The organism is Ignatzschineria sp. LJL83 (genome assembly GCF_054871845.1).
In genome coordinates this window covers 253,606-278,298 of sequence record NZ_JBTXLY010000001.1, presented here as the reverse complement: position 1 = coordinate 278,298, position 24,693 = coordinate 253,606, and the positions used below count along the sequence as shown (strand labels likewise).

The following is a 24,693-nucleotide window of genomic DNA, read 5'->3' as shown; positions in this document are numbered from 1 at the left end:
ACAGCTTGTAATCACTCGATCATTCTACCAATCAGATGGCTCGTAATTGAGATCTTCAAAGAGTTTATCTTTCTCTTTTTTCGTTAAGTAGCGCCATTCGCCACTCGGCATTCTTCCTAACTCGATATTCATAATGCGTAATCTTTTCAGGTCTGTGACAACATAGCCCATTGTTTCCGTCATTCGGCGAATTTGGCGGTTTAAGCCTTGCATTAAAATGATATTAAATTGATGGCTCGATAATTGTGTCACTTTACAAGGAAGCGTTGTCGTGCCGAGAATATTCACGCCGGAAGACATTTTTTGGATAAATTCTTCTGTAATCGGACGATCAACCGTTACGATATATTCTTTTTCATGCTTATTTTCAGAACGAAGAATTTCATTAACGATATCGCCGTCATCCGTCATCAAAATTAAGCCTTCAGAATCTTTATCTAAACGCCCAACGTGGAAAATTCGGGTTGGATAACCCATGAAATCCACGATATTTCCCTTCACGCCTTTTTCTGTCGTGCTCGTAATACCAACCGGTTTGTTGAGGGCAATATAGACATAACTCTGCGCACTCGCGCCTTGAATCAACGCGCCATCAACCATCACTTTATCGCCACGTTGAACCTGATCCCCAATTTTCGCTTTTCTGCCATTAATTTTCACTCGGCCAGCTTCGATCAACTTATCCGCACCACGTCTTGATGCTCTGCCTGAATCACTTATAAACTTATTTAATCGCATACTACTCATATTTCGGACCCTTTCTCACTTGCGATATTTCTCATATCAATGCTGAATTTTAGTAGCTCATTTTAAACGTTTCATCCACCAAATCAAATTGCCGGCGACCTTCGAGCGTTTCTCTTAATCTTTCTTTAAATCAGGAATAATATCCCGAGCAAGTTTCGATAACGGCTTCTCTAAAAGCTCTTCATCAGAGCCATTAAAGCCGTATAGAAGTTCCCTCAACTCTCCACGATTTAATTGAATCTTTGCATCATTTAACGCTTTATTCATGCCATTTAAATAAGCCTCATTATCTAAGCGTTGAGCTTGCAATAATCTTTGAAAAATTCATTTATTACCAAAATAATAGATGTTTGATTTTTATCAAGACCCCGATAATACCCACCATTTAATACTATTTCTAGATCTGAAGAGGCTAATTTTTAGAGATTTTGAAAAGATATCCAACTAGGATTTATTTTGAATTTAAAAAATACCTAACAAAAACGAAATATATTCTCCCTTCTTCACTTTTTAAATCCTGACTAATGATATGATTGGGAGATCAAAATAAATAACTCTTCTGGTATTTTAAATTCCATCATCTCTCAATTTAAAACATTATGTTCGATTTCATTATTAAAAAAATATTATTTAAAAGAAAAACTGGTACTTTCATAGCATTCTTATGGTTAATAATTTCATTTTATATTGAATATAAAAATCAGAGTTCTCCCCTAGCTCAAAATATATTTTCATCATCTGGAGCAATTTTTACCATAGTTGGATTATTCCTAACTATTAAAGCGACTACTATTTTTCATATAAACACTATAAAAAATAAGTTTGAAAAAGTTGATGGTAAACCAGTTACCTTTAGCAAAGGTTTTACCGAGGACGTAATGAAAGAGTATATTAAACCAATAGAAAAAGATGAGGTTTGGGGTTTTTCTTTAATAGTCACAGGAACTCTTATATGGGGGTACGGTTCATTTTTATTCATTATTTTTAGTACAACTATTGATTGTGTGATTTCACGCTTAACATCTTAAAGTCAAGATAAATAGCGCTCGGACAGTTACAATACCTTCCCAAGATAATCAACCCCGCATTTATTTGAAAAATAATAAAAAAACATTGTTTACAACCATTGATCTGTTTAATTGAGAACAAGAATAATATGCTTAGAGAAATATACGAATTACTTAAAATTGAAGGGTCTTTATTTGTTCTATTTATAATTTCATCAATCTTTAATTTTGAAACTTTTAGTCAAATAACTGCTTCTTTATTTGTATTAATTCCAATCATATATATCGGTTATAAACTCATAATGAGCATACTTAGCCAAAAACTATTTAATGATAGACAAGATTATTTTTTGAATATCATAGAAAAACATGTACCCGTTTTATATAGAAAAAAACAATTATCAATCAGAAGAAACGATTATGGTTTGCTCGATGTTACATGGTGGCGCAAAGAAAAGATAAAATTATTGTCATATTTAAACAATCAACATAACCTAAAACTAAATGATCAAGATTACCTAAATCTAATAGATTATGCTGTTGATAATTATATTGAAGAAAATCAGACTCTAAATCAAGTTCCAACTAATCCCTATGAATATGAAGAATACTGCGCTAATTTATTGAATAAAAATGAATGGGTTACAGAAACAACGAAAAAAAGCGGTGATCATGGAGTTGATGTGATTGCTATGATAGATAGTAAACGCATTGCTATACAATGCAAATTATATAATTCAAATGTTGGTAATAAAGCCGTTCAAGAAGTTGTAACAGGCATGAAATATTGGGACGCCACTATTGCGGTAGTAGTAACTAATTCCAAGTATACAAAGCCTGCTATAGATATAGCGCGTGTCCATAATGTTTATTTGCTACATCATGATGATTTGCATGAATTAGATATTATACTTCGTAATCCCCCAGTCTACTTATCATAAACAGCATGATTCAAAAGTAGACTACACCGACAAAAATTGTTTAGATTTAGGATTCATAAAAAAGCTGATTTATTGCGCCAAACGCTTTAAAAGCACTAAACCTGATTTTTAAACCCTCTTTTGTTTAAATATTCCCCAATCCCTACTTTACCCTATCTTCCGCTCAGGTTTATGGGCTTCAGTAATTACCTAATCTGTTCTTCATATTTTAAGTTACTAGCTTTAAGATTATTCATTGTATTGCTCCATTTTTAGGGATCTATAATTGATTCATTGAATTATTCAACTCCTTATCATCCTTCCATAAATAATATCTCCGGCAATTAAAACCCACAAAGTTAACATTCGTTATCTCTTTTTATTGACTTCATCAAACACCTATTTTATGATCTGCTTTATGAAAGTTAACTATTGTTTACTTCAACAACATACTTAGTAGGAAACAGAAAGATGACAGATAAAAGAAGACCGATTAAAAGCCGTTCGAATCCTTTGATGATTCGCCTTGCGAAAGCATTATCGAATAAGAATATTACGCCGAATCAAATTTCGCTCTTTAGTATTGTGCCGGCATTTATGGCGATGATTGCGCTGGCGCTGTGGCAAGTTCCGGCATCTATTTATGGACAGATTGCGCTGTTAAGTATTGTGTTTATCGGCATTCAACTGCGTTTACTCTGCAACTTGATTGATGGAATGGTGGCGATTGAAGGCGGAAAAGTCACGCCGGCGGGAGAGCTTTTTAATGAAGTGCCAGATCGTGTGAGCGATACTTTTTTCTTTGTCGGATTAGGATTAAGCTTGATTCCGCCCTTTAGTTTAGATACTTCTTACGGACTTTCTTTGGGATTATTAGCTTCGCTCTTTTCGGCATTTACGGCATATATTCGTGTATTAGGCGTTTCTATGGGATCGCCGGCATATTTTTCAGGTCCATTTGCCAAGCAACATCGAATGGCGGTAATGAATCTTGCAATTGTCGCAACGATGATTGGGCTGTTCTTTGATTTCGGTTCGGAGTTTTTATGGACAGCGATGATTATCATTATTATCGGCAGTTTTATCACAGCGCTCAGACGTTTAATGCAGATTTATCAGTTCAAAAATTTAGAAGCGCAGAAACATTTAGAAACCGTTTTAGAAGCAAAAAATGATTCCGAAGTTTAGATACCAAAACTCAACCCAAAAACTAGAAACTTGAAACTCGGAACGCCCTGATATTCATCATGCCAATCTATCAATACCCAAATAAAACATTAATAAAATATCAATGAGATAAGATTATCCTAAATAAGATACAAACGTAGTATGATTCTACAAGTACCCGAAATCGTTACGAAAATTCCTTGAACGATACTAGATTCCAAAGGACATTTAAGATGTTAAATATTCCAAGCCATGCGTTAACAATGAGCCTTTCGCTCTTTGCCATTTTGCTGATTGCGAGCATTATTGTGTTTATCAAAATCAAGAAACATCCCGAAAAGGATTACCGAGAATTGATGCTCAGAACGCGCTCTTGGTGGTGGATGATTATCATTATTTTAGGTGCGCTCTATTTTGGCGCTAAAACTACGACCATTCTGTTTGCTTTTATTAGCTTCCTTGCGCTGAAAGAATTCTACTCCATTACGCCCCTTCGCGCGGTAGATCGCCGGTTAGTCTTTTGGGCATATTTGGCCATTCCGCTTCAATATTACTTTGCGTATATTCAGTGGTACGGCATGTTTATCATCTTTATTCCTGTATATATGTTCCTTTTTTTACCGCTTCGTTCTGTGATTATCGGCGAAACCACCGGCTTTATTCGTGCAAATGCCATTATTCAATGGAGCTTAATGCTCTGCGTTTTCGCCTTTAGCCATATTGCCTATTTAGCGAATATTGATCGAGTGAATGTGAATGCCGGCTTTTCTGGGCTTGTAATCTACCTTCTGTTTATGACGCAATTTAATGATGTGAGCCAATATGTTTCCGGAAAATGCTTTGGGAAACGGAAAATTATTCCAAAGGTAAGCCCAAATAAAACATGGGGCGGATTTATCGGCGGGTTTATTGTCACAACCATTCTTTCGGCATTTTTAGCGCCTTATTTAACGATTCTGACGATGACACAAGGGATTTTCGCCGGCATGATTATCGCAGTTTCCGGCTTTATCGGCGATGTGGTGCTCTCTTCTGTGAAGCGAGATTTACAAATTAAAGATAGCGGAACGTTGATTCCGGGACATGGCGGAATTTTAGATCGCGTGGATAGTTTGATCTATGCAACGCCGGTATTCTTCCACTATTTCTACTATGTTACGGGCGCTTAAATCATGACAAAATCTTCGCAGAAAAAACATCAAATCAAATGGTTGAAGCTTCTCTTTTTCGCATTCATTGTGAAGCCTTTGGTGCTGATTGGACTTGGGTTAAATATCCTTCATCGCCCAAAATTGCCGAGAAAAGGCGCGGCTGTCATTGTGGCAAATCATACAAGCCATTTAGATACGTTAGTATTAATGAGCCTTTATCCGCTTTCAACGCTCAATCAAATCCGCCCTGTTGCAGCGGCGGATTATTTTATGAAAAATCGTTATATGCGCTGGTTTTCAACCCATTGTATTGATATTATCCCGATCGATCGCAAAGCCATGAAAACGCCGGATGCGCTCTTTGCACAGTGTTACGAAGCGTTGGAGAATGAAGAGATTTTAATTATCTTCCCAGAAGGCACAAGATCCCTAACAGAAGAGCGAGATTTTAAACTCAAACGTGGCATTCATATCCTGATTTCTAAATATCCTGAAATTCCCGTAACGCCGGTCATTTTAAGAGGATTAGGAAAAGCGCTCCCAAAAGGCGAAGCGCTTTTTGTACCATTTAATTGCGATGTGATTATCGGCGATCCTCTGCCTTATCAAGAGGATGCGAAAGCTTATCTACAAACATTAGAAACGGAATATCATGATCTTCTGTCGCAATCATTTAGTCATCCAAGCCAAGATATTTAATAATCAAAATCCATCATAAACTTGAGAACTTTACAGAAATAAAATCAGATAGAGCGCTAATAAAAACACCCCAACTCCGACCAAGAGATTCGTGATGACATACGTTCTAATCACCGCAAAAGGTTTTTTCTGCTGAATCAAAACACAAAACAGATAATGCAACCAAGCGCCGATAGCACTCTAAAAACACACGCAATGCCATCCCATATTAATTCTAATAACTCTCTCTTTTATCTATTATTTAAAATAAATCATCATCATTTTATTTTAAAACTTATTAAAACCATGCCATGACAATTTCGCCATCAATAAAAGTAAATACGGGCGTGTAAACAATGGTTGTTCCTCTTACCGTATTCTTCCAACGCAAAGGGGATATTGCAGGATAATTTTTTCAGTTTAAAAAAAATAATTTTCCATCGGCATAAATTTCTAAATCATAATCATCTATCGATAACGGCTCTGCTTCATAGACATTCGGGTTCAAATTAAAGTAACGCTCAAATGTATCTTCAAAACTGAACTCAAATTGCAGTTCCGCATTGCTATCGCCATAATGCTTCGCCATATCTGAAACGCCGGGTTCTACTAATTTTCGTACAGCTTTCTTATCTTTATCTGCAACTGCTTTTAGGATCTCTTGATATTTATCCCAGAGCATTTTTTTATTTTCCCGCGTATCTTCAAATGCCGTAGATTCATTAACCCAACTGAAAGGTTGATGATGATTTACGGTAAATTCTCGCATTGCTAAAGCCCTTTGGACTGGCTCTTTATTTGCATCAAGACCATCTTTCAACCAAACAAGATTAATTTTCTGTGAAACTAAATTTATATCAAGCTCACTATTAGATTCCTCTATACTTAACTAATAAGGAAAAATAGATTCCGAATGCTCTAATTTAGGTTGATAGCTATAACGAATATTACTTACAATTTTATTTTCGATAGTTTCTTCTATTTCATTTTTAATTGTTGCGATAATATCTACTTCGCAATAACCTTGATCAATTTTTGAACTAGGAATATATTCTGCAACATTAATAGCACTTATTGATAATTCATTATCCCCTTGATTTAAATATTGAGTAACATCTTGTCCAAAACTTGTACTGGTCACGCTGCAGTGGACACTTTCACTTTATAATTTTCATAATCAACGGGACTCATGTTCCCATTGTAACTATGAAGCCGCTTTAAATTGTAATATCTCATATAAGCTGCAATGCCATTTTTCATGGCTTCCGGCGATAACAACTTCTGTTTGTACAACCAATCATGTTTTAAACTTCCAAAAAATCTCTCAATAACAGCATTATCCCAGCAAGCTCCTGTGCTACCCATCGATTGAATAAATCCCTTTTCTGATAAAAACTTCTTTAACTGATTACTACTATATTGAGAACCCCTATCGCTATGAAAAACAACTTTTTTCGGGCAGTTTCTTAGCGTATAAGCCTGCTGTAATGACCGTTCAACTAGATCGGTTGTCATCATTTTTGAATAATCCCAACCAAGAATTCTTCGAGAATAGAGATCCATCACAACACTCAAATAGTACCATCCATCAAGGGTTTTTAGGTAAGTGATGTCACCAACCCAGATCTTATTTTTACTCACAGGATCAAAATTCATTCTAACTAAATTTGGTGCATATTTAGGCTGATCATTATCTGCTCTTTTCAATCGATATCGTATCCTTTGTTTTACTTGTAGATTGAGACTCCGCATCAAGTATCTTACTTTACGCCGACCTACGGTAAATCCTTCTGCCCGCAAGGACTCCATCAATGTTCTTGAGCCTAAACTTTCACGGCTTTCATTAAATAAAGACTTCATTCGAGATTTTAGTCGAAATTCAGATTTATTGATCTTGACCTTTGGTCGACCAAGCCAAGCATAATAGCCTGATCGACTTACTTTGAGTGTTTTACAACACAAAATTTTGGGATAGCCTTCTTCCGTTATTTTCTGAATCATTTGAAAATTTATTTCATTTCCTTTGCGAAGAAAGCTGAAGCCTTTTTTAGGATTTCTTTTTCCATCTTTAAAGTTCTATTTTCAGCTCGTAACTTGATCAACTCAGCTCTTTCATCAAAAGTTAAGCCCCCATCTTTGCTTTTTTCAACAGATTGTTTCCATTTATAGATAAGATTTGGATGAACATTAAGGGCTTTAGCAGCATCTGCCACGCTGTAGCCTTGATCGGTTACTAGAGCGACAGCATCATTTTTAAACTCAGGGGAATAGTTCGTATATTTTCTTTTTTTATTCATAATAACTCCAATAATCAACAGGATATATTATCCTCTATTAGAGTGTCCACTTTTATGAGACCAGAACAACTAACTTGCTCAGGAATGATTACACTATCTTGAGTATTATGAATAAGCACACCATTAATTTTCACTGCACACGAGATATAATTTGCCTTAAATCGCAATTGATAGCGTGTTTCAAGATCTTCATTCTCTTGCGCTTGTACCAAGCCCATGATGAAACTTACGAGCAATATCAGCCCGACTTTCAAGTATTTTCTCATATTTTCTCCTTAGTCAGCTCTTATTCCGGCTGAATAGCACCCCCAAAAAATTAAGTATATGTTTTAACATGTTTTGATTAATTTTAATATGTTATGAGATATTTAAATTCCTTGTTTTTTTGATTTAAAAACCTTTCAACGTAGATTCAGATAATAAATAGAATAATTCATGATTTTTCAGCCTGAATCAGCCACAATAGATTTTTCGTTATCATCATTAACCAATTATTCTATAGCTCAATAAGGGCTCAACTATGGCTCAAAAAAATCATCTGTTTCGCTTTGAATCTCACAAACAAGATCGGGAAACGCTACATGGAGAAACTCGGTTAGACCGGCATTATCCTTTCTCGAAAGATAATCGCTTAACAGTGATGGTTTGGAATATTTACAAACAGCAGAAATTAAATTGGTTATCGATTTTAAATGAATATGGGAAAGATCGGGATTTGATTCTGCTTCAAGAAGCGAAGGCTTCTGAGGAATTGATCCAGTTTTCTCGGGAGTATTTTTTGGTCGGCGATCAAGTGCCGGCAATTGAGATTACGAAAGATTCTTACGGCGTCATGACATTGGCTTCGAGCTATCCGATCTATTCTCGCCCTTTTCGCACCGCCGAACCCTTTTTGCGTTTAGCCAAATCAGCACTGATCACAATTTATCCGCTCTATGATAAACGCTTATTAATGGTGGTAAATGTGCATTCCGTGAATTTTAGTTTAGGTGTGAAGATTTACCAAGAACAGATTCAATCCATCGCCGAACATGTAATGAATCATAATGGACCCGTGATTTTTGCCGGAGATTTCAACACATGGAGCCGAAAACGCCGGCATTTACTCTTTCTATTTACGCGCAGAATGGGTTTGAAATCTGTGGCTTTTGATGATGATCAGCGAAAATCTGTCTTTAATTCTCCGCTCGATTTTGTCTTTTATCGAGGATTAATTTTAGAGAAAAGTGAAGTACTCACAACCGACGCTTCCGATCATAATCCGATGTTGGTGGATTTTAGAATTCAATAAAAGCTACAACCTGCGGGCGAGCAATCTATAAAAGCATGCAAACATTCTCTCCCGCCATGAATCAGCTCTGTTTAAGAACATTTAAATATATACAATCAATCCACTTTTTCTGTGATAAACAGCGTATCGACTTTCTCTAAACGTTCGATTAATCCTGCGTAATCATTTGCTCGAACGCTTAATGTCATTTCACAATTCACGCCGTAATTTTCAGACACTTTTTTCGCATTGAAATCATTAATGACATGATTCACATCATTCGTTGCCGGATAATCAAATGTGAAGCTGACGTTTAAACCGATGGTTCTTGTGACAATATTGGCTTTTTCAAGGGCATTTCTTGCGCCTTCTTGATATGCTGAAACAAGTCCGCCTGTGCCAAGTTTAATGCCACCGAAATAACGCACAACCATGACTAAAACATTGGTTAATTCTAAAGAACGAATCTGCCCTAAAATCGGTCTGCCGGCAGAGCCCGAAGGTTCGCCATCATCATTCGCTCTGTAATGCTCATATTTATCGCCAAGCACATATGCATAACAAACATGGCGAGAATCGTTATAACGCTTTCGGTATTCATCCAAAATCGTATCAATTTCAGCTTCTGAAGTTACAGGAACGGCAAACGTGATAAATCGGCTACGAGATATCACAAATTCATCTTCACTAAGAGCGGTTATTGTTTTGTATTGATCACTATTCATGAGCGAGATTATATCATGAGTTTGAAAATAATCTGCGCTCATAACTTCTCTTCTTCGATGCCGTAAACGAAGCTGATAATAGCCAGTCTTTCGCCGTTGACACCTCATTCTACAAAACATAAAGAAACGAGATATCGTGAATCACACTCTTTTTCCATATTATTGAAATTTCTGCCGAAACTTCTACTAAAACCTGCATAACTGCTTCCTATTTAATGGCTTTATACATCCATAATACTGTTTAAATCAGCTGACTATATTGCTGTAATGTGGATTGAATCGGCTTTGGTAATAGATCTAAATCTAAACTATCTAACCAATTTTTAATCTCCAGCCCAAGTGCCGTATTTCCCTCTAATGATAATGTGCGATTAAAGAAGAGTGTATCGGGATCTTCTCTACGAGAAATCATCAAAATAAGCGGGTTAAATGTAGATTTAAGCGTAACATCTGCCGGCATATTGGGATCTGTGATCACTATTAACTTCCCATCTTGCAGTGTAATTTTAACGGCATAATCTAAATCTAATACTTCAATCAAAAAGTGTTTATCTTCCAAAAAATCTAAATCGCCCTCTTCAATGGAAGATTTAAAAAAATGATTCAGCGCCAGAGAAATAGCTTTCAATTTTAGCCAGTTAGGCATGATTTTCAGATGATATTTACAAAATGGTGGCATAAATTCGGGAATTTTCTGCGTAATACGAGTGGGAATATTCATAGTTTCCTTATATTTGATTGATATCAAGACCTCCCTACTCTAAACAATCTATCTTATAAAGGCTTTGACTTTGATCATTCTAAGGAGAGTTATGGAACTTTTATGTCCTGCAGGAAATCTTCCAGCACTAAAAACGGCTTTCGAATATGGCGCAGATGCAGCGTATATCGGGCTGAAAGATGAAACGAATGCTCGGCATTTTCCCGGACTCAATTTTACCGAGAAACGATTACAAGAAGCCATTAACATCACGCGTACATTTGGGCGCAAGCTCCATGTTGCCATTAATACTTTTGCCCATCCTGCAAAACAGCAGATTTGGCAAAATGCCATTGATCGAGCGGTTGGCGAAGGTGTCGATGTGCTCATTCTTTCAGACATTGCGAACTTAGAATATGTTGCCGAGAAATATCCAGAAATGGAAGTGCATCTCTCTGTTCAGGCTTCTAGCACTTCCGTTGAATCCATTAAATTTTATCATCGGGAATTTAATATTGATCGTGTCGTTATTCCCCGAGTTTTGCCCATTCATCAGGTAAAATCGCTTGCTAAAATCTCTCCTGTTCCCCTAGAAGTATTCGCCTTTGGTGGGCTCTGTATTATGGCAGAAGGTCGCTGTTATCTCTCTTCTTATGTCACAGGGAAATCCCCCAATACTGCCGGTGCTTGTTCGCCTGCGGAGTTTGTAGAGTGGTCTGAAATTGAGGATGGAGGCAAAGAAACAAGGCTCAATGATGTGTTAATTGATCGCTTCAATAAAGAAGAAAAAGCGGGATATCCGACACTTTGTAAAGGTCGTTATCATATCGGCGAAACGCTTTCTCATGTCATGGAAGAACCCACAAGCCTTAATACCATTGCGCTCATTCCAGAATTTTTCAAAATGGGGATTGCTTCTGTCAAAATTGAAGGCCGACAAAGAAGTCCGGCATATGTAGCTAAAGTCACTCAGACTTGGCGAGAAGCAATTGATCATTACCGCTCTAATCCTGAAAATTTCCAAGTGAAATCTCATTGGGAACAAGCACTCAATGAAATCTCGGAAGGTAAACAGACAACATTAGGCGCTTATAATCGAAATTGGTTATAACCCAGTATTTACCGGCATTGATGACTTTAAAACGCACCTATTTTATCAGCTTCGATCCTTTCCTAAGAAAAACCATAGTGAGAAAGGCTATAGCACAATGGGTTTAAAAAGGTTCAATGATCAATTCAACGGTAAAACTAAAGGCTGATTCATCGCTGGTTCGAATACTTGCATGCTTCCGAATATCTTGTGCCAGCCATATGTATTCTTTTAAGAAATTTAAATCAAAACAATGATATCTATCCAAAAGAAGGTGTTTTTATGAAATTATCTCTCGGTCCCATTCTCTATTGTTGGGAGAAAAATCGGCTTCATGACTTCTACGATAACGTAAAAAACAGCGATGTTGATATTGTCTATTTAGGTGAAACGGTCTGTTCTAAACGCCAAGAATTTCTCTTAGAGGATTGGCTTGAGATCGGAAAAGTGCTTAAAAAATCTGACAAAGAAGTAGTTTTAACCTCTCTTGCTCTGGTCGATAGTCCCTCAAAACTTCAAGATGTTAAAAATGCCGTAGATAATGGACTTTTCAGCGTGGAAGCAAATGATATGGCGGCGGTTAATCTCTGCTATGAATCTAAACTGCCGTTCACTGCCGGACATGCTCTGAATCTTTATAATGCGGAATCTCTCAATATCATGCTCCGAAATGGCATGAATCGTTGGTGTTTGCCGGTGGAATTATCCAAACAATGGCTAGAAGAGATTAAAACACAATCCCTCAGCTTTGGTACTTGGAACCAATTTCAAAAAGAGATTCTCGCCTTTGGCTATCTTCCTCTTTCCTATTCAGCCCGCTGTTTTACAGCAAGACATGCCGGAAGAGAGAAAGCGAATTGCGAAGTGATCTGCATTGAAGATATTGCCGGCAAAGGTGTCATTTCTCAAGATCAAGAAAGGCTGTTTACCATGAATGGTATTCAGATGCAGAGCGGACTTTGCAGTAATCTCATCAATGAATGTGCTTCCATGAAAGGGCTGATTGACGTCATTCGCTTATCTCCTATTGATGACAAAGAGATCTTCAACGTTATTTCCCAATACCGAGAAGCCATCGAGAATACCGCATCTCATTTTCCGCTTAAACCTGAGGAGTGCGATGGCTATTGGTTCGGCAATGCCGGCAAGGAAATTGCTCAAGAGAAACAATCCTTATTATAAAACGATCATATAAATAACGCTCTATATTGCTAGATAGAAGTTGAACAAAGCATGTGATCTACAAATAACAAAAAGCCATCTTCAATAAGATGGCTTTTTAGATTTTCTACAATTCAATGATACTCAAATCAAAGATAACTCATAAGATTGATCCATAAGATCAATCCAATATAAGTTAATGCCAATTACGCTTCGTAATTGGCTAAAGCAATGGCTAAACGGCGACCCGCTTCTTTTGCAGTTTCTTCTGTCACTGTTGCAAAAGAGAGTCTGAGGGTTTCATCTTCCGGCATTCCTACATAGAACGCAGCGCCCGGCACAAATACTACTTCGGCATCAATTGCAGATTTTAGAAGTTTCGTTGCGCTCATTCCTTTTGGTAATTTCGCCCAAAGAAACATGCCGCCCGTCGGTGCATCAAATGTGATTTTGTCGCCGGTATGTTCTTTTAAAGAATCCATTAATAGCTCGCAACGTGCTCTATATGCTTTTGAAATCTCTTTAATGCGTGGTTGTAAACGACCGCTTTTGAGGTAGTTTGCCACGATTAACTGTGATAATACCGGCGTATGAAGATCTACAGATTGCTTACAGATCACGATTTTGTCGCGGATTCTCTCGCTTGTGACGATAAATCCTAAACGTAATCCCGGCACTAATACTTTAGAGAATGAGGAAAGATAAACAATATGCTCTTTCTCTTCTTCTGTTTTTGCTAATGAATAGATCGGTTTTGCTAAAGATTCTGTGAAACGAATTTCGCCGTAAGGATCATCTTCAAAAATCACAAAGTTATGTTTTACCGCTAAATCCAAGATGCGTTGACGTTTTTCTTGATTTAGCGTGGAACCCGTTGGATTTGCAAAGGTTGGCACGATATAGAGCGCTTTGATTTGACCTTTTTCAAGTCTTGCTTCAAGGGCATCCACATCTAAACCATCAGAACCGCCGGCAACATCTTCAACATTGGCGCCTGTCATTTTAAAACCTTGAATTGCCGCTAGATAGGTTGGGCGTTCTACTAAAATCGTATCGCCTTCATCTAAAAATGTACGCGCAATCAAATCTAAACCTTGCTGAGAACCGCTTGTCACAACGATTTCACTTGGCGTTGCCATAATACCGCGATCTTTAATGAGCTTTACGATCTCTTCTTGTAAAATCGGCTCGCCATCTGTGGTGCTGTATTGATAAGCATTGACTTCGCCGGAGCTAATGACTTCATTCAGAGCGACATTAATGCCTTCCATATCAAACATATCCGCCGCAGGAATTCCACCCGCTAACGAAACAATATTCGGCATTTTACTATATTGCAAAAGATCTCTTACGATAGAGCTTTGAGAACCTTGAATGCGCTTTGCAAATAAACTCTCTAAATCCGCCATGATGTATCACTACTCCTATCTGTTTGTGTGATGAATTCTGATAATAACTTTGATAATGAATGCTGATAATAGCTATGTTATTCAACGATGTTTTAGCTATTTCTAATGCTTTTACACAAATGCGTTTCCACAAAAAATCATGATTCTTTTATAACAGATTTCTAAACGGTAGAACTTCAAAGTTGCCGTTTCAAAATTGCTGAGAAATGCTCTTATAAAACAGATCATGATCATACAAAGTAACGCTTTTAAGAAGAATCGCAACCGTTCATGCATGTAAAGATTTATAAGTCATCAATAATTCGTCAATCATCATGACAAATAATACGGATCGAAATTCTAAAATGGAACTTTGATATAATACTGTATCAGATAAATTCTGGCTGTGAATGACTATTTTTATCAGCTTTTTCACAAGGTTTCACAGCAAAGTTGCGGCGGTATTTTCATCACTTTTTAGGGGAAAAGCATCCATTATGAGTTTTCATCTCTACTATTCAAATCACTTAGATACGTTGCAATATATCGCAGGTTACATCACAAAAGTGGACCCTCAAGAAAGCCCGTTTGATAAAGAATATTTCCTTGTGCAGAACTTTGGAATGGCAAGATGGATGCAGATTAAGCTCGCCAAACAGCTCGGCATTTTAACGCAAGCGGAGTTTCTGCTCCCTTCCAAAATGTTGATGAACCTATTGGAGATGATTTTCACAGAAGAAGAACGTGCGGAAAAACCCATTGAACGATTATCTAAAGATCAGCTCTTTTGGCCATTAGTGCAGATTATCGAAGAGATTGTTTCTCCGAAAGAAGATAGCGATATTTTTGGAGAAGATCCTACATTCTTTGCGCCCATTCGTAATTATTTGTCGCAATATGAGCAAGATAATGTCAGCAAACAATCACAAAATCCGCTCATTGGCATTATGCATCTCGCCGAAGAGTTGGCATCCATTTTTGATAAATATATCGTCTATCGCAGCCAATGGATTAATGCTTGGAATGACCAAAAATTATCGCCGCTCCATTTTGATCAATCCTTGCCGATTGAATTAGAATATTGGCAAGCGGCGTTGTTTCGCAAAGTTTATGACAAACTTGGTCGCCCGCTTCATTTTGGCTTACTGCATCCGCTTATTGCCGAAAAGTTAGAAGATCCGACGATTTCCCAAAAATTGCCGAAACGCATTTTCATTATTGGCTTAAACTCGTTGCCACCGCTCTTTTTAGACCTTATTGCGCAGTTTTCAAAAGTGATGGATATTCATCTCTTTTTTAATAATCCTTCGCAATATTATTGGGGGGATTTAACGAAAAATGCCGGCATGCCAAGCTTTAGCTTAACGAACTTCTTTGAACAAACAGAGAGCCAAATTAATCCCATTTCTCCGCATATTCCGGCATCGATGCTCCATTCATTAAGCGCTGAATGGCAAAATAGTTACGGCAATCCGCTGTTGGCTTCTCTTGGAAAAGTGGGCCGAGATCATCTGCATCTCCTGCAAAAATATGATGGCGATTTAGATCTACAAATTACAGAAGCGTTCGCGGAGCCGGAAGTCAATTCCCTGTTGCAACATCTGCAACGAGAGATTTATCATCTTCGTCCGGCAAGAGAATCGGAAACTTATGTGGTTGCTGAAAATGATCGCTCCATTCAACTTCATCAAACGTATAGCCCGATGCGAGAAGTGGAAGCACTCTATGATCAGATTTTGCATCAACTCGAAAATAATCCAGATCTTGCGCCGGAAGATATTGTCGTGATGACGCCCAATATCGAAGCGTATGCGCCGTTTATTCATACGGTATTTGGCAGTGCGCCGGAGAATCGTTATCTGCCCTATTCCATTTCCGATGTGAGCATTAAAGAGAGCGAAACGATCTTCACAACGCTGATGCAATTGCTAGCTTTGCCGGAGAGCGCCTTTAAAGCGAGTGATCTTCTGCTGATGCTTCAAATGCCGGAGATTATGGAGAAATTCCACTTCGAAGAAGAGGACTTAGCGCTCATTCATTTTTGGGTTCACGATGCGAATATCAAACAAGCCATTGATGGCATGCATTTAACAGATGAATTGCAAACACCCTATTTAGAATATTTTGATTGGGATATCAATACTTGGCGCTGGGGATTACAGCGCATGCTCCTTGGTTATGGCTCTGAAGATTCCGCTTTAACCTTTCCGATGATGAATCAGGATAATGCATATCATAAAGATCCCCGCCATGTTTATAGTCACTATTCCACGGATTATATCGTATCGCCTTATCCTTATATTGAAGGAAAAAATGCCCTCATTTTAGGAAATCTGTGTCATTTTATTGATTGCCTCATTGATACGAAAACCCTTCTTTCCGGCGATAAAACCATTACCGAATGGGAGTTAATTTTACCGAAAGTTTGGCAGGATTTCTTCAGCGAAACATCAGATAATAACGATAAACTTCATTACACCCAAAAAATGTGGCTCGGCATTTTAGAAGGTGCGAATGAGATTGAATTTTCGCAAAAAATCCCGCTTAAAGCCCTAACGCCGATGTTAGAAAATAAGCTATTGGAAGAAAAGCCGGAGCAAAACTTCATTCAAGGGAAAATCACGTTCTGTTCTTTTATTCCCATGCGAACGATTCCTTTCAAGATGATTGCCATGATCGGCATGAATCAGGCGGATTTCCCCAAATCAACGATTCATCATAGCTTTGATCTGATTCAATATCAGCCCATGCGAGGCGATCGTAACCGCAATACCGATGACCGCTATCTCTTCCTAGAAGCGCTGTTATCAGCGAAAGAAACGCTCTATTTGAGCTATATCGGTAAATCCATTCGCGATAATAGCGATCTCTATCCATCGCTCTTAATTGATGAGCTCATGCGTTATATCGATCAGGTGTCGCTTCCTGAATCTTCGCTTCATACATCTTCTTTGCACGAAGAAGAAGAATCGCCGGCAAAAACATCAACACAAATTACTTCGCTTCATCCGATGGCATCTTATAATGCGATGTTGTTTAGTCCGGCAAGTGCAATTCAGAGCTTCCAAGATGAATGGTTACTCAATGCCGAAATGATCGAAGCATACAGCGCACCTTATTCTTATGATTCTCTGATTGAAAACTTCCAAGCGCAAGAAAAAATCACGCCGTTAACGGATATCTCTCTGCATGCGCTGATTCGTTTTTATCAAGATCCTTGCCGATATTTTGCAGAAAACCGCCTGAATCTAACCACTTTTAGAGATCAAACCAATCTCATTGAAGATGATGAGCCGTTTATTATTAGTAAAGGATTGGATGAATATCAATTCCATCAAGCGTTGGTACATGCGTTATTACAAGAATTCTCCCGAAATCAGCACGAGGCTTTAAGAGATCGATCCATCAAAACATCTGCGCTGAAAGATCATTTTGACACTCCTTTTAAAGTGCCTGTTGATGTGAATACCCTCGACAAGAATAACATTCATGAGGATCAGGATGATAATGACGACATTCATCATATTTTAGAAAAGCTGAGCAAATCATTATTTGAAAAATATCGTCTACAAGGTGCGCTTCCAAAATTTGCCTTTGGAGAATTGGCTTGGAAAGAGAAAAGCTTATTCGCTATTGAACTAGTGAAACAGCTCATCACTGCCGATTATCCTTACGGCAAAGCGGATACTGTCACCTTTAAAGATGGCATTACGCTTTATGGCGAAGTGCCGGAAGCGTCTCCTTTTGGCGATCTGATTCTTTGGGATGTGGGATCGTTAAAGCATGATCGTCAACTTAAAGGCGCGATCATTAACCTCTTTTATCACGCGACAAAAACGGAAGAAAGTGCCCAAAAAACAGTATGGTTATTGGGGAAATATCAGCATCATCAAGATTCGTTAGTGAATAAAGTGACGTATCCTTACTACCGAAAAGAGGAAGCTACGGCAATTTTAGCGCATCTTATCAAAGGCTATCTTTACGGCATTCAAGGGCCGATTCCTTACTTTTATGATGCAACTTCTCAAGGATCGCCGAAAGAGGCTTTTGATAACGCCGAATTTCAAACAACATGTATCGATATTCGCCTTAAAAATGAGGATTTATTTGCGTTTACCAAAGAGAATTGGAATCCAGAATTGTTCAAGGAAATATTAAATAGCGAGAATATTATCAATTCGTTATCACAAACTACCCGAATGAATTTAAATAAGGTAAAATCTCTTTTGTCTGGAAGTAACTCCTCAAAACGATTATTTCCCCAATATGGAGAAAAAGAAGTATTCGCTTATATTCTTTTTCATCACCATTACCTCAATGAGTTAATGTCTTATGAAGAATAATTCTGTATCAGAAAAAGATTTACAGCATCCAACCTCAAAGTATGATTACGACGGCATTACCGGCACTTGGCTCTTAATTCCGGCAAAGATTCATATTTTAATCTGTGCCCTCTTACTGCCCATTATCATTTGGGTTTTGCCATTGGTGCACTTTAAAGGGGAGTTTCGTTATATCTTCACAGATTATCGTTACTATATTGCCGGTGCGACGGCCATTTTTTGTTTTGCTTCAGCGATTTTAAGCATCATTAAAGCCAAACAAGTAAAACAACGTCTGCGCCCTATGAGTAGAGTGAGTAATCAAGTTGTCGCGAAAAAGCCTGTACCATCTTCTGAATCGAAAGCTCAAAATAACATTCCGAAGAACAATAAAACTTCAGATAAACATCCTAAAGTACATATTGGGCAAGTCGCTTCCAAAAAACCACCTCAAAAAAATGGTTCAAAAAACGTTACAAACAATACAGAACCAACAACGTCTTCAGCTACAAAACCCGTTTCAACGGATGCTCCGAAATCTTCCAATACTTCTAGTTCCAACACTACTAGAAAAAGAACATCTAAAACGGTTCATCAAGACAATACAAAATCCAACACACAATCAAAAGCAACTACAAGTTCAAATACAGAAAAGCTTAAAAAAGCTACTACTTCAAAAGTAACAGAAAATACAAGCACAGATATACCCAAAAAAGCAAATAGCACTAAAAAAGCTTCCTCTACACCTAAGTCTGCAAAAAATAAAACTACAGCATCTACAAAATCTCAAAAAAATTCGAAACAGATGCAATTGGATCTCTAAATATTCATTTTAATCATCATAAATCTTACTTTTCAAAGGAGTTGTCAATGGTAAAACAGATGGTCATTATCAGCGGATTATCCGGTTCAGGAAAGTCTATTGCCTTACAAACATTAGAGGATGAAGGGTTCTTCTGTATTGACAACTTGCCTATTTCATTCATTCCAAGATTTATGCAAGAGATTCAGCAACAAAAAGGGCTCTCAAAACTTGCGATTGGCGTGGATGCTAGAAGTTTCCCCGAAGACTTTATGGAAGCGGAATCAACCCTCAAAGAGATCGAATCTCTCGCCGCAATTACCCCGAAAGTTCTATTCTTAGAAACCAATGATGAGATCATCATTAAGCGTTATAGTCATACTCGTAGAAAGCATCCGCTCACAAATCCGGAAATTTCGTTAATAGATGCCATTAGACATGAGCGAGAATTACTTTCTCCGATTCGTACTCGCGCCGACATTATCATTGATAGCTCAATGCTTAATGTTCATGAATTAAGATCTATCCTCAAAGAGCGACTTATTGATAATCAACATAGCTCTCTTTCCATAAACATTATCTCTTTTGGTTATCGTAATGGGATTCCATTAGATGCAGACTTTGTCTTTGATGCCAGAATGCTGACGAATCCTCATTGGGTTCCGAGTATCAGAGAGTTTAATGGGTTAAGCCAAGAGATCAATGACTTCTTTGCAGATACACAAGATATTCAAGAATTCTATAATGATATCGCACAATTTATTGTAAAATGGCTCCCATCTTTTAAAATCGGAACCCGATCATATCTCACTATCGCCATTGGTTGTACTGGTGGTAAACATCGTTCTGTCTACTTAGCGCAACGATTATTTGAACTTTTGCAGGCTGATAATACTGTTCTCGTTAAGCACCGAGAACTTAGTCATTCATAATTGTGTGATGGGATTGAATCATGAATCCTACACTTCAATCATATTGTCAGTCTCTTTTTGCCTATGAAATTTATGCTTAAATAAGGAAATTACAATGACCAATCTCATTGATGGAAAAGCATTCGCACAAAACCTTCGCCAAACAATCACTGAACAAACAGCTGCGCTTCAAAAAGAGCATAACATCTGCCCAGGTTTAGCAGTTGTATTAGTAGGCGAAGATCCTGCAAGCCAAGTATATGTTCGTAATAAAGAGAAATTTGCGATCGAGTGTGGCTTTAAATCAGAGACATTCCGTCTTTCAGCAGAAACATCTCAAGAAGAATTGTTGAAGCTTATCGACACTTTAAATAACGACAAAACCATTCATGGCATTTTAGTGCAATTACCACTTCCAAAACATTTAAATGAAGAAGAAGTATTAAATGCGATTAATCCACTAAAAGATGTGGATGGCTTTCATCCTGTGAATATTGGTCAGCTCTCTATCGGTAAACCTTATTTAATTCCTTGTACGCCACTCGGTTCCCTTCTTTTACTACAAGATAAACTGGGTAAAGATCTTTCAGGGAAACATGCGGTAATCGTGGGTCGTTCAAACATCGTTGGTAAACCAATGATGCAACTTCTTCTTTCACAAAACTGTACTGTAACCGTTGCGCATTCTCGTACAAAAGATGTTGCTGCACTTTGCCGTGAAGCAGATATCGTGGTTGCTGCTGTTGGTGTTCCTAAACTTGTCAAAGGCGATTGGATTAAGAAAGGTGCAGCGGTAATCGATGTAGGTATTAACCGCATTGAAGAAGATGGTAAAACTCGTCTTGTCGGCGATGTGGATTTTGATGAGGCTGTTAAAAATGCAGCGTATATCACACCCGTTCCAGGCGGTGTTGGCCCGATGACAATTGCTTGTTTATTAAGAAATACTTTAACGGCAATGTGCTTACAAAATAATATCGAAGATCCTAACAAACTCTAATAATCAGCAGTAATACCGCAAATTAATAGATATTATTAGTAGATTTTCAATCTTTTATAAATAGGCGCTCTTAGGGGCGCTTTTTTTATGGCGATAAATTTCCGTATTAAAAAATTAAATGAGCACTTCTTTACCAAAATATTATAAATTCGATATAGTGAAGCAATCATCTAATGAATCATCTGAAATTTAATCTGTTAAACCTATAAGGAGCTTATCATGAGTAAAATTATTCCCGGTGCTGAAGATTTCTTTTATGAAGGTGGAAAGGTAGGTGTGCTTGTTATTCATGGTTTTACCGGCTCAACGCAGAGCATGCATTATCTTGGTAAAGGCTTAGCTGATGCCGAGTTCACAGTATTAGCGCCTAGATTAACAGGTCATGGTATTTCTCCCGAAGAGATGGAAAAAGCCGAGTTTAAAGATTGGCTTCAAGATGTAGAAGAAGCGTTAGATGAATTAAGGCTTCATGCCGATAAAATCTTTGTGGCAGGACTTTCAATGGGCGGTGCATTAACGCTCTACCTTGCAGAAAATTATGACGATATTCTCGGGATTATTACTATCAATGCCGCAATTGATATGCCGGACTTAGAAAAAATCTATCAATCTGCACAATCTGAAGGATTACAATTTGTTTCCGGCATTGGCTCTGATATCAAAAAAACCAATGTCACTGAGCTCGCCTATGATAGAACGCCGGTAAAATCCATGAAAGAACTAATGCTGCTCATGAAAAAGGTGCGAGAAGAGCTTTCAAACATTCATTGCCCTACTCTTATTTTCTCTTCAACCACAGATCACGTCGTGCCACCAAACAACTCGGCAACGATCTATCAACAAATTCAAAGTACAGATAAAACCCTTATCGAACTGCATGAAAGTTTTCATGTAGCAACACTCGATAATGATGCGGATTTCATCGTTAAAAAATCGATTGATTTTATTCATGATGTTCTCACAAGTGAGATATAAAATAGATCCGTAAATAACCCTTAAAAACAAAAAGCTATTAAGAACTTGGTTCCTAATAGCTTTTTTTAACCACTTAATTTTTTTCTCTCTTCTGCCTTCTTCTATCTTCTTCTATTTTCTATTGATTTAGAAGATGATCCACTATTTCCTATTCTCATGAAATAGCTTCTATGCTCTCTTGCTTTCGATCTCGGCACTCTTTAAATTCAATTCGAGCAGTTTGTGCCGCCAAAGAACTCGCTTCTTTCTTCAGTTTCGCTTCTATTAAGGCAGTTTCTAAAAGGGATAATTGACTAACTTCCGAGCTCGTAATTCTAAAGTTTCGATCCCGTATAGAAAACTTATTCACGGAACGATCTCTGATTTTCACTTTAAGCGCCATGATCTCATTCATCACATTTCTTTCATTTTCAGCCGCTTCTATTGCTTCAACTTTAAGCTTATTAAATTTCTCTAAATAGGCATATTCTTCAGACCAAGGATCCACTTCCGGTAGATTTTCAATATTAATGGTAGGATTTTGATAATCATCTCGAATCTCTAAATCCACTTTTGCAACACGACTAATGGAAACCATCAACATTGTGATAATTACCAATAATGGCACGCCGGCAACAACCGAAGCCGTTTGTAAAGTAGATAAGGAGTTAATGCCGGTTATTTGGCTTACAAACATTAAGGTAATCGGCATAAAAGAGAGCGCAAATGCCCAAAAAAGTCGATTCCAACGCAGTGGTTCATCTTCAATATTTTTCTGTACAACAGCCGCTAAGATATACGACATCGAATCAAACGTTGTTGCCGTAAAAATCACCGCTAATATGGTAAATAGTCCGATCACAATAGGAGAGAATGGCAAAGATTCTAACATTGCATAAATAGCTGCCGTATCTCCTTGCTCTTTCAAAATCATGACAAGATCAAGCTCTCCTGACAGCTGAAGGTGCAAGCCATAGTTTCCTAAAATAAAGAAGAAGAAAGCACATCCTAAAGCACCTAATGTGATACTTCCAGCAATCATATTTCTAATCGTTCGACCTTTTGAAACTCGTGCAATAAAAAGCCCAATGGTCGGTGCAAATACTAACCACCACGCCCAATAGAAAATTGTCCAATCTTGAGGGAAATTCGATTGTGGAAAATCCTCTAATCCGCCAAAGGGTTCTGTCCATGTTGCCATTGAAAAAAAGTTATCAAACATATGGCCCACAGACGAAATACTCGTGTTCATGATGAATACGGTGGGTCCCGCAATAAAGATAAATAGAAGGAGAATTACCGCTCCCCAAATCGTAACATTACTTAAAAATTGTATGCCGCGTTTTAAGCCAGCATAAGCGGAGTAAGCAAAAATAATCGTTGTAATTAATAGAACGAGCACTTGGGTTTGTATATTCATGGGTAAACCAAATAACTTATGCAAACCTTCTGTAATGAGAGGAGATGCTAGCCCTAAACTAGTAGCCCCACCCCCCAAGATTCCAAAGATAAAGAGGATATCTATCGTTTTCCCGATATAACCATTACTATGCTTTTCTCCCAAAACAGGTTTTAATGCTACAGAGATCTTCAGCACAGGCTCTTTACGCACATAAAAGAAATAGGCAATAGGAATTGCCGGTACTAAATAGATTGCCCAGGCAATTAATCCCCAGTGAAACATCCCATAAGTCGATGCCCATACAACAGCTTCTGCACTTCCAGACTCCACATTAAAGGGTGGGGAAATATAGTAGTAAGCCCACTCAATACTTCCCAAATAGAGAATGCTCGCACCAATTCCACTACTGAAAAGCATTGCCCCCCAAGAAGCGGTACTAAACTCTGGCTCGCAATCCTCTTCTCCTAATTTGATATATCCAATGTCACTAAAAAAGATATATACCAAGAAAAAAAGTGCGGAAAGCCCCATAAGAAGGTAAAAAATTCCAAACTTATCTGTCACAAACATTTTTGCTTGAGAAATCCAAACATCACCTGCTTCCGGCCAAATAATTAAAGGAATAACGACTAATAATAAAAGAAAGAGCGCACCAAAAAATGTATAAGAATCAATAAGCGCCCAATTCAGTAGTTTTTTTATATTCATAATTTCATCCCTGTTAACACTATAAGAAAAACTTTTATCTATGACACTCATTCCTCAAGCGCAATAAACTTGAAGTGATTTATGTAAAATTTAGAGTTTATTTATAATTGTCGATATCAAAAATGGAAATTGCTTCCATCATCTTCGCTATCTCTATCCTGAACGCTTTTAGGCTCTTTCGAACGTGATGCTCTAGTTTATTGACACGCGTATCCGCATATTACGAATAAATACACAAATAAAATAAAACATATGCAAATTAATATTAAAAAAATCTCAATAAATAAAAACCA

22 protein-coding genes are annotated in these 24,693 nt (G+C 37.6%); 13 read left to right on the top strand and 9 right to left on the bottom strand.

Annotated features, from left to right (window positions below):
• Nucleotides 1-24 precede the first annotated feature (24 nt).
• Nucleotides 25-738 carry a 23S rRNA pseudouridine(2604) synthase RluF gene (gene rluF, locus ACYSN2_RS01140; protein ID WP_461748553.1) on the bottom strand — a complete coding sequence of 238 codons (714 nt, stop codon included), beginning with the start codon at nt 736-738 and terminating at the stop codon, nt 25-27.
• Between the two features lie 123 nt (nt 739-861).
• On the bottom strand, nt 862-1,014 hold the full coding sequence (locus ACYSN2_RS01135) for a hypothetical protein (protein ID WP_461748413.1): 153 nt from the start codon (nt 1,012-1,014) through the stop codon (nt 862-864).
• 332 nt (nt 1,015-1,346) lie between these two features.
• Here ACYSN2_RS01135 and ACYSN2_RS01130 point away from each other — a divergent pair, with 332 nt between their 5' ends.
• The 5 genes from ACYSN2_RS01130 (at nt 1,347) to ACYSN2_RS01110 (ending at nt 5,691) form a co-directional block, all read left to right on the top strand.
• Entirely contained in the window at nt 1,347-1,775 is a 429-nt protein-coding gene (locus ACYSN2_RS01130) for a hypothetical protein (RefSeq protein WP_461748412.1), read from the top strand.
• A 128-nt stretch (nt 1,776-1,903) separates the two neighbouring features.
• Nucleotides 1,904-2,695: a restriction endonuclease gene (locus tag ACYSN2_RS01125; RefSeq protein ID WP_461748411.1), complete on the top strand. Its 792-nt coding sequence runs from the start codon at nt 1,904-1,906 to the stop codon at nt 2,693-2,695.
• Nucleotides 2,696-3,145: 450 nt separating this feature from the next.
• Nucleotides 3,146-3,862, top strand: coding sequence for a CDP-alcohol phosphatidyltransferase family protein (locus ACYSN2_RS01120; RefSeq protein WP_461748410.1), 717 nt, complete (start codon nt 3,146-3,148; stop codon nt 3,860-3,862).
• Nucleotides 3,863-4,074: 212 nt separating this feature from the next.
• Nucleotides 4,075-5,010, top strand: coding sequence for a phosphatidate cytidylyltransferase (locus ACYSN2_RS01115; RefSeq protein WP_461748409.1), 936 nt, complete (start codon nt 4,075-4,077; stop codon nt 5,008-5,010).
• Between the two features lie 3 nt (nt 5,011-5,013).
• On the top strand, nt 5,014-5,691 hold the full coding sequence (locus ACYSN2_RS01110) for a lysophospholipid acyltransferase family protein (RefSeq protein WP_461748408.1): 678 nt from the start codon (nt 5,014-5,016) through the stop codon (nt 5,689-5,691).
• Between the two features lie 394 nt (nt 5,692-6,085).
• On the opposite strand, the gene ACYSN2_RS01105 is transcribed toward ACYSN2_RS01110, so the two are convergent.
• The 3 genes from ACYSN2_RS01105 to ACYSN2_RS01095 form a co-directional block, all read right to left on the bottom strand.
• Nucleotides 6,086-6,439: a hypothetical protein gene (locus ACYSN2_RS01105; RefSeq protein WP_461748407.1), complete on the bottom strand. Its 354-nt coding sequence runs from the start codon at nt 6,437-6,439 to the stop codon at nt 6,086-6,088.
• A gap of 120 nt (nt 6,440-6,559) precedes the next feature.
• Nucleotides 6,560-6,811 (bottom strand): hypothetical protein, encoded by a 252-nt coding sequence (locus tag ACYSN2_RS01100; protein ID WP_461748406.1) that lies wholly within the window; start codon nt 6,809-6,811, stop codon nt 6,560-6,562.
• A protein-coding gene (locus ACYSN2_RS01095) for an IS3 family transposase (protein ID WP_461748405.1) occupies nt 6,808-7,967 on the bottom strand; the annotation gives its coding sequence in 2 pieces (ribosomal slippage) (nt 6,808-7,706 and nt 7,706-7,967; 1,161 coding nt in all). Before ACYSN2_RS01095 ends, ACYSN2_RS01100 begins: the two co-directional genes overlap by 4 nt.
• Before the next feature lie 520 nt (nt 7,968-8,487).
• Here ACYSN2_RS01095 and ACYSN2_RS01090 point away from each other — a divergent pair.
• Nucleotides 8,488-9,258, top strand: coding sequence for an endonuclease/exonuclease/phosphatase family protein (locus ACYSN2_RS01090; RefSeq protein ID WP_461748404.1), 771 nt, complete (start codon nt 8,488-8,490; stop codon nt 9,256-9,258).
• Nucleotides 9,259-9,353: 95 nt separating this feature from the next.
• Here ACYSN2_RS01090 and ACYSN2_RS01085 read toward each other — a convergent pair whose 3' ends face one another.
• Complete coding sequence (locus ACYSN2_RS01085) at nt 9,354-10,004, bottom strand: IMPACT family protein (RefSeq protein WP_461748403.1); 651 nt, start codon at nt 10,002-10,004, stop codon at nt 9,354-9,356.
• 199 nt (nt 10,005-10,203) lie between these two features.
• Nucleotides 10,204-10,683, bottom strand: coding sequence for a ubiquinone anaerobic biosynthesis accessory factor UbiT (ubiT, locus tag ACYSN2_RS01080; RefSeq protein ID WP_461748402.1), 480 nt, complete (start codon nt 10,681-10,683; stop codon nt 10,204-10,206).
• Nucleotides 10,684-10,774: 91 nt separating this feature from the next.
• On the opposite strand from ubiT, the gene ubiU reads away from it, so the two are divergent.
• Nucleotides 10,775-11,773, top strand: coding sequence for a ubiquinone anaerobic biosynthesis protein UbiU (ubiU, locus tag ACYSN2_RS01075; protein WP_461748401.1), 999 nt, complete (start codon nt 10,775-10,777; stop codon nt 11,771-11,773).
• 261 nt (nt 11,774-12,034) lie between these two features.
• Complete coding sequence (locus tag ACYSN2_RS01070) at nt 12,035-12,934, top strand: U32 family peptidase (RefSeq protein WP_461748400.1); 900 nt, start codon at nt 12,035-12,037, stop codon at nt 12,932-12,934.
• A gap of 185 nt (nt 12,935-13,119) precedes the next feature.
• Here the strand turns inward: ACYSN2_RS01070 and ACYSN2_RS01065 are convergent, their stop codons facing one another.
• The gene (locus tag ACYSN2_RS01065) at nt 13,120-14,322 is read right to left on the bottom strand and encodes an aminotransferase-like domain-containing protein (protein WP_461748399.1); all 1,203 of its coding nucleotides are present in this window, start codon (nt 14,320-14,322) and stop codon (nt 13,120-13,122) included.
• Between the two features lie 476 nt (nt 14,323-14,798).
• On the opposite strand from ACYSN2_RS01065, the gene recC reads away from it, so the two are divergent.
• The 5 genes from recC to ACYSN2_RS01040 all read left to right on the top strand — a co-directional run bounded on the left by recC (nt 14,799) and on the right by ACYSN2_RS01040 (nt 22,311).
• Nucleotides 14,799-18,644 carry an exodeoxyribonuclease V subunit gamma gene (gene recC, locus ACYSN2_RS01060; protein WP_461748398.1) on the top strand — a complete coding sequence of 1,282 codons (3,846 nt, stop codon included), beginning with the start codon at nt 14,799-14,801 and terminating at the stop codon, nt 18,642-18,644.
• Nucleotides 18,634-19,446, top strand: a complete 813-nt coding sequence (locus tag ACYSN2_RS01055; protein ID WP_461748397.1) for a hypothetical protein — start codon at nt 18,634-18,636, stop codon at nt 19,444-19,446. The genes recC and ACYSN2_RS01055 overlap by 11 nt, the downstream gene beginning before the upstream one ends.
• Nucleotides 19,447-19,493: 47 nt before the next feature.
• The gene (rapZ, locus tag ACYSN2_RS01050) at nt 19,494-20,357 is read left to right on the top strand and encodes an RNase adapter RapZ (protein WP_461748396.1); all 864 of its coding nucleotides are present in this window, start codon (nt 19,494-19,496) and stop codon (nt 20,355-20,357) included.
• 94 nt (nt 20,358-20,451) lie between these two features.
• Complete coding sequence (gene folD / locus ACYSN2_RS01045; RefSeq protein WP_461748395.1) at nt 20,452-21,336, top strand: bifunctional methylenetetrahydrofolate dehydrogenase/methenyltetrahydrofolate cyclohydrolase FolD; 885 nt, start codon at nt 20,452-20,454, stop codon at nt 21,334-21,336.
• A 219-nt stretch (nt 21,337-21,555) separates the two neighbouring features.
• Entirely contained in the window at nt 21,556-22,311 is a 756-nt protein-coding gene (locus tag ACYSN2_RS01040; protein ID WP_461748394.1) for an alpha/beta hydrolase, read from the top strand.
• 154 nt (nt 22,312-22,465) lie between these two features.
• On the opposite strand, the gene ACYSN2_RS01035 is transcribed toward ACYSN2_RS01040, so the two are convergent.
• The gene (locus ACYSN2_RS01035) at nt 22,466-24,400 is read right to left on the bottom strand and encodes a BCCT family transporter (RefSeq protein WP_461748393.1); all 1,935 of its coding nucleotides are present in this window, start codon (nt 24,398-24,400) and stop codon (nt 22,466-22,468) included.
• Nucleotides 24,401-24,693 lie beyond the last annotated feature (293 nt).

Coding starts and splice junctions, on each gene's coding strand:
- ACYSN2_RS01040 (WP_461748394.1), top strand. CDS start 21,556: ATGAGTAAAATTATTCCCGGTGCTGAAGATTTCTTTTATGAAGGTGGA.
- ACYSN2_RS01065 (WP_461748399.1), bottom strand. CDS start 14,322: ATGGCGGATTTAGAGAGTTTATTTGCAAAGCGCATTCAAGGTTCTCAA.
- ACYSN2_RS01055 (WP_461748397.1), top strand. CDS start 18,634: ATGAAGAATAATTCTGTATCAGAAAAAGATTTACAGCATCCAACCTCA.
- ACYSN2_RS01105 (WP_461748407.1), bottom strand. CDS start 6,439: ATGCGAGAATTTACCGTAAATCATCATCAACCTTTCAGTTGGGTTAAT.
- ACYSN2_RS01135 (WP_461748413.1), bottom strand. CDS start 1,014: ATGAATAAAGCGTTAAATGATGCAAAGATTCAATTAAATCGTGGAGAG.
- ACYSN2_RS01090 (WP_461748404.1), top strand. CDS start 8,488: ATGGCTCAAAAAAATCATCTGTTTCGCTTTGAATCTCACAAACAAGAT.
- ACYSN2_RS01130 (WP_461748412.1), top strand. CDS start 1,347: ATGTTCGATTTCATTATTAAAAAAATATTATTTAAAAGAAAAACTGGT.
- ubiT (WP_461748402.1), bottom strand. CDS start 10,683: ATGAATATTCCCACTCGTATTACGCAGAAAATTCCCGAATTTATGCCA.
- rapZ (WP_461748396.1), top strand. CDS start 19,494: ATGGTAAAACAGATGGTCATTATCAGCGGATTATCCGGTTCAGGAAAG.
- ACYSN2_RS01120 (WP_461748410.1), top strand. CDS start 3,146: ATGACAGATAAAAGAAGACCGATTAAAAGCCGTTCGAATCCTTTGATG.
- ACYSN2_RS01125 (WP_461748411.1), top strand. CDS start 1,904: ATGCTTAGAGAAATATACGAATTACTTAAAATTGAAGGGTCTTTATTT.
- ACYSN2_RS01035 (WP_461748393.1), bottom strand. CDS start 24,400: ATGAATATAAAAAAACTACTGAATTGGGCGCTTATTGATTCTTATACA.
- ACYSN2_RS01070 (WP_461748400.1), top strand. CDS start 12,035: ATGAAATTATCTCTCGGTCCCATTCTCTATTGTTGGGAGAAAAATCGG.
- ACYSN2_RS01110 (WP_461748408.1), top strand. CDS start 5,014: ATGACAAAATCTTCGCAGAAAAAACATCAAATCAAATGGTTGAAGCTT.
- recC (WP_461748398.1), top strand. CDS start 14,799: ATGAGTTTTCATCTCTACTATTCAAATCACTTAGATACGTTGCAATAT.
- ACYSN2_RS01115 (WP_461748409.1), top strand. CDS start 4,075: ATGTTAAATATTCCAAGCCATGCGTTAACAATGAGCCTTTCGCTCTTT.
- ubiU (WP_461748401.1), top strand. CDS start 10,775: ATGGAACTTTTATGTCCTGCAGGAAATCTTCCAGCACTAAAAACGGCT.
- ACYSN2_RS01085 (WP_461748403.1), bottom strand. CDS start 10,004: ATGAGCGCAGATTATTTTCAAACTCATGATATAATCTCGCTCATGAAT.
- rluF (WP_461748553.1), bottom strand. CDS start 738: ATGCGATTAAATAAGTTTATAAGTGATTCAGGCAGAGCATCAAGACGT.
- folD (WP_461748395.1), top strand. CDS start 20,452: ATGACCAATCTCATTGATGGAAAAGCATTCGCACAAAACCTTCGCCAA.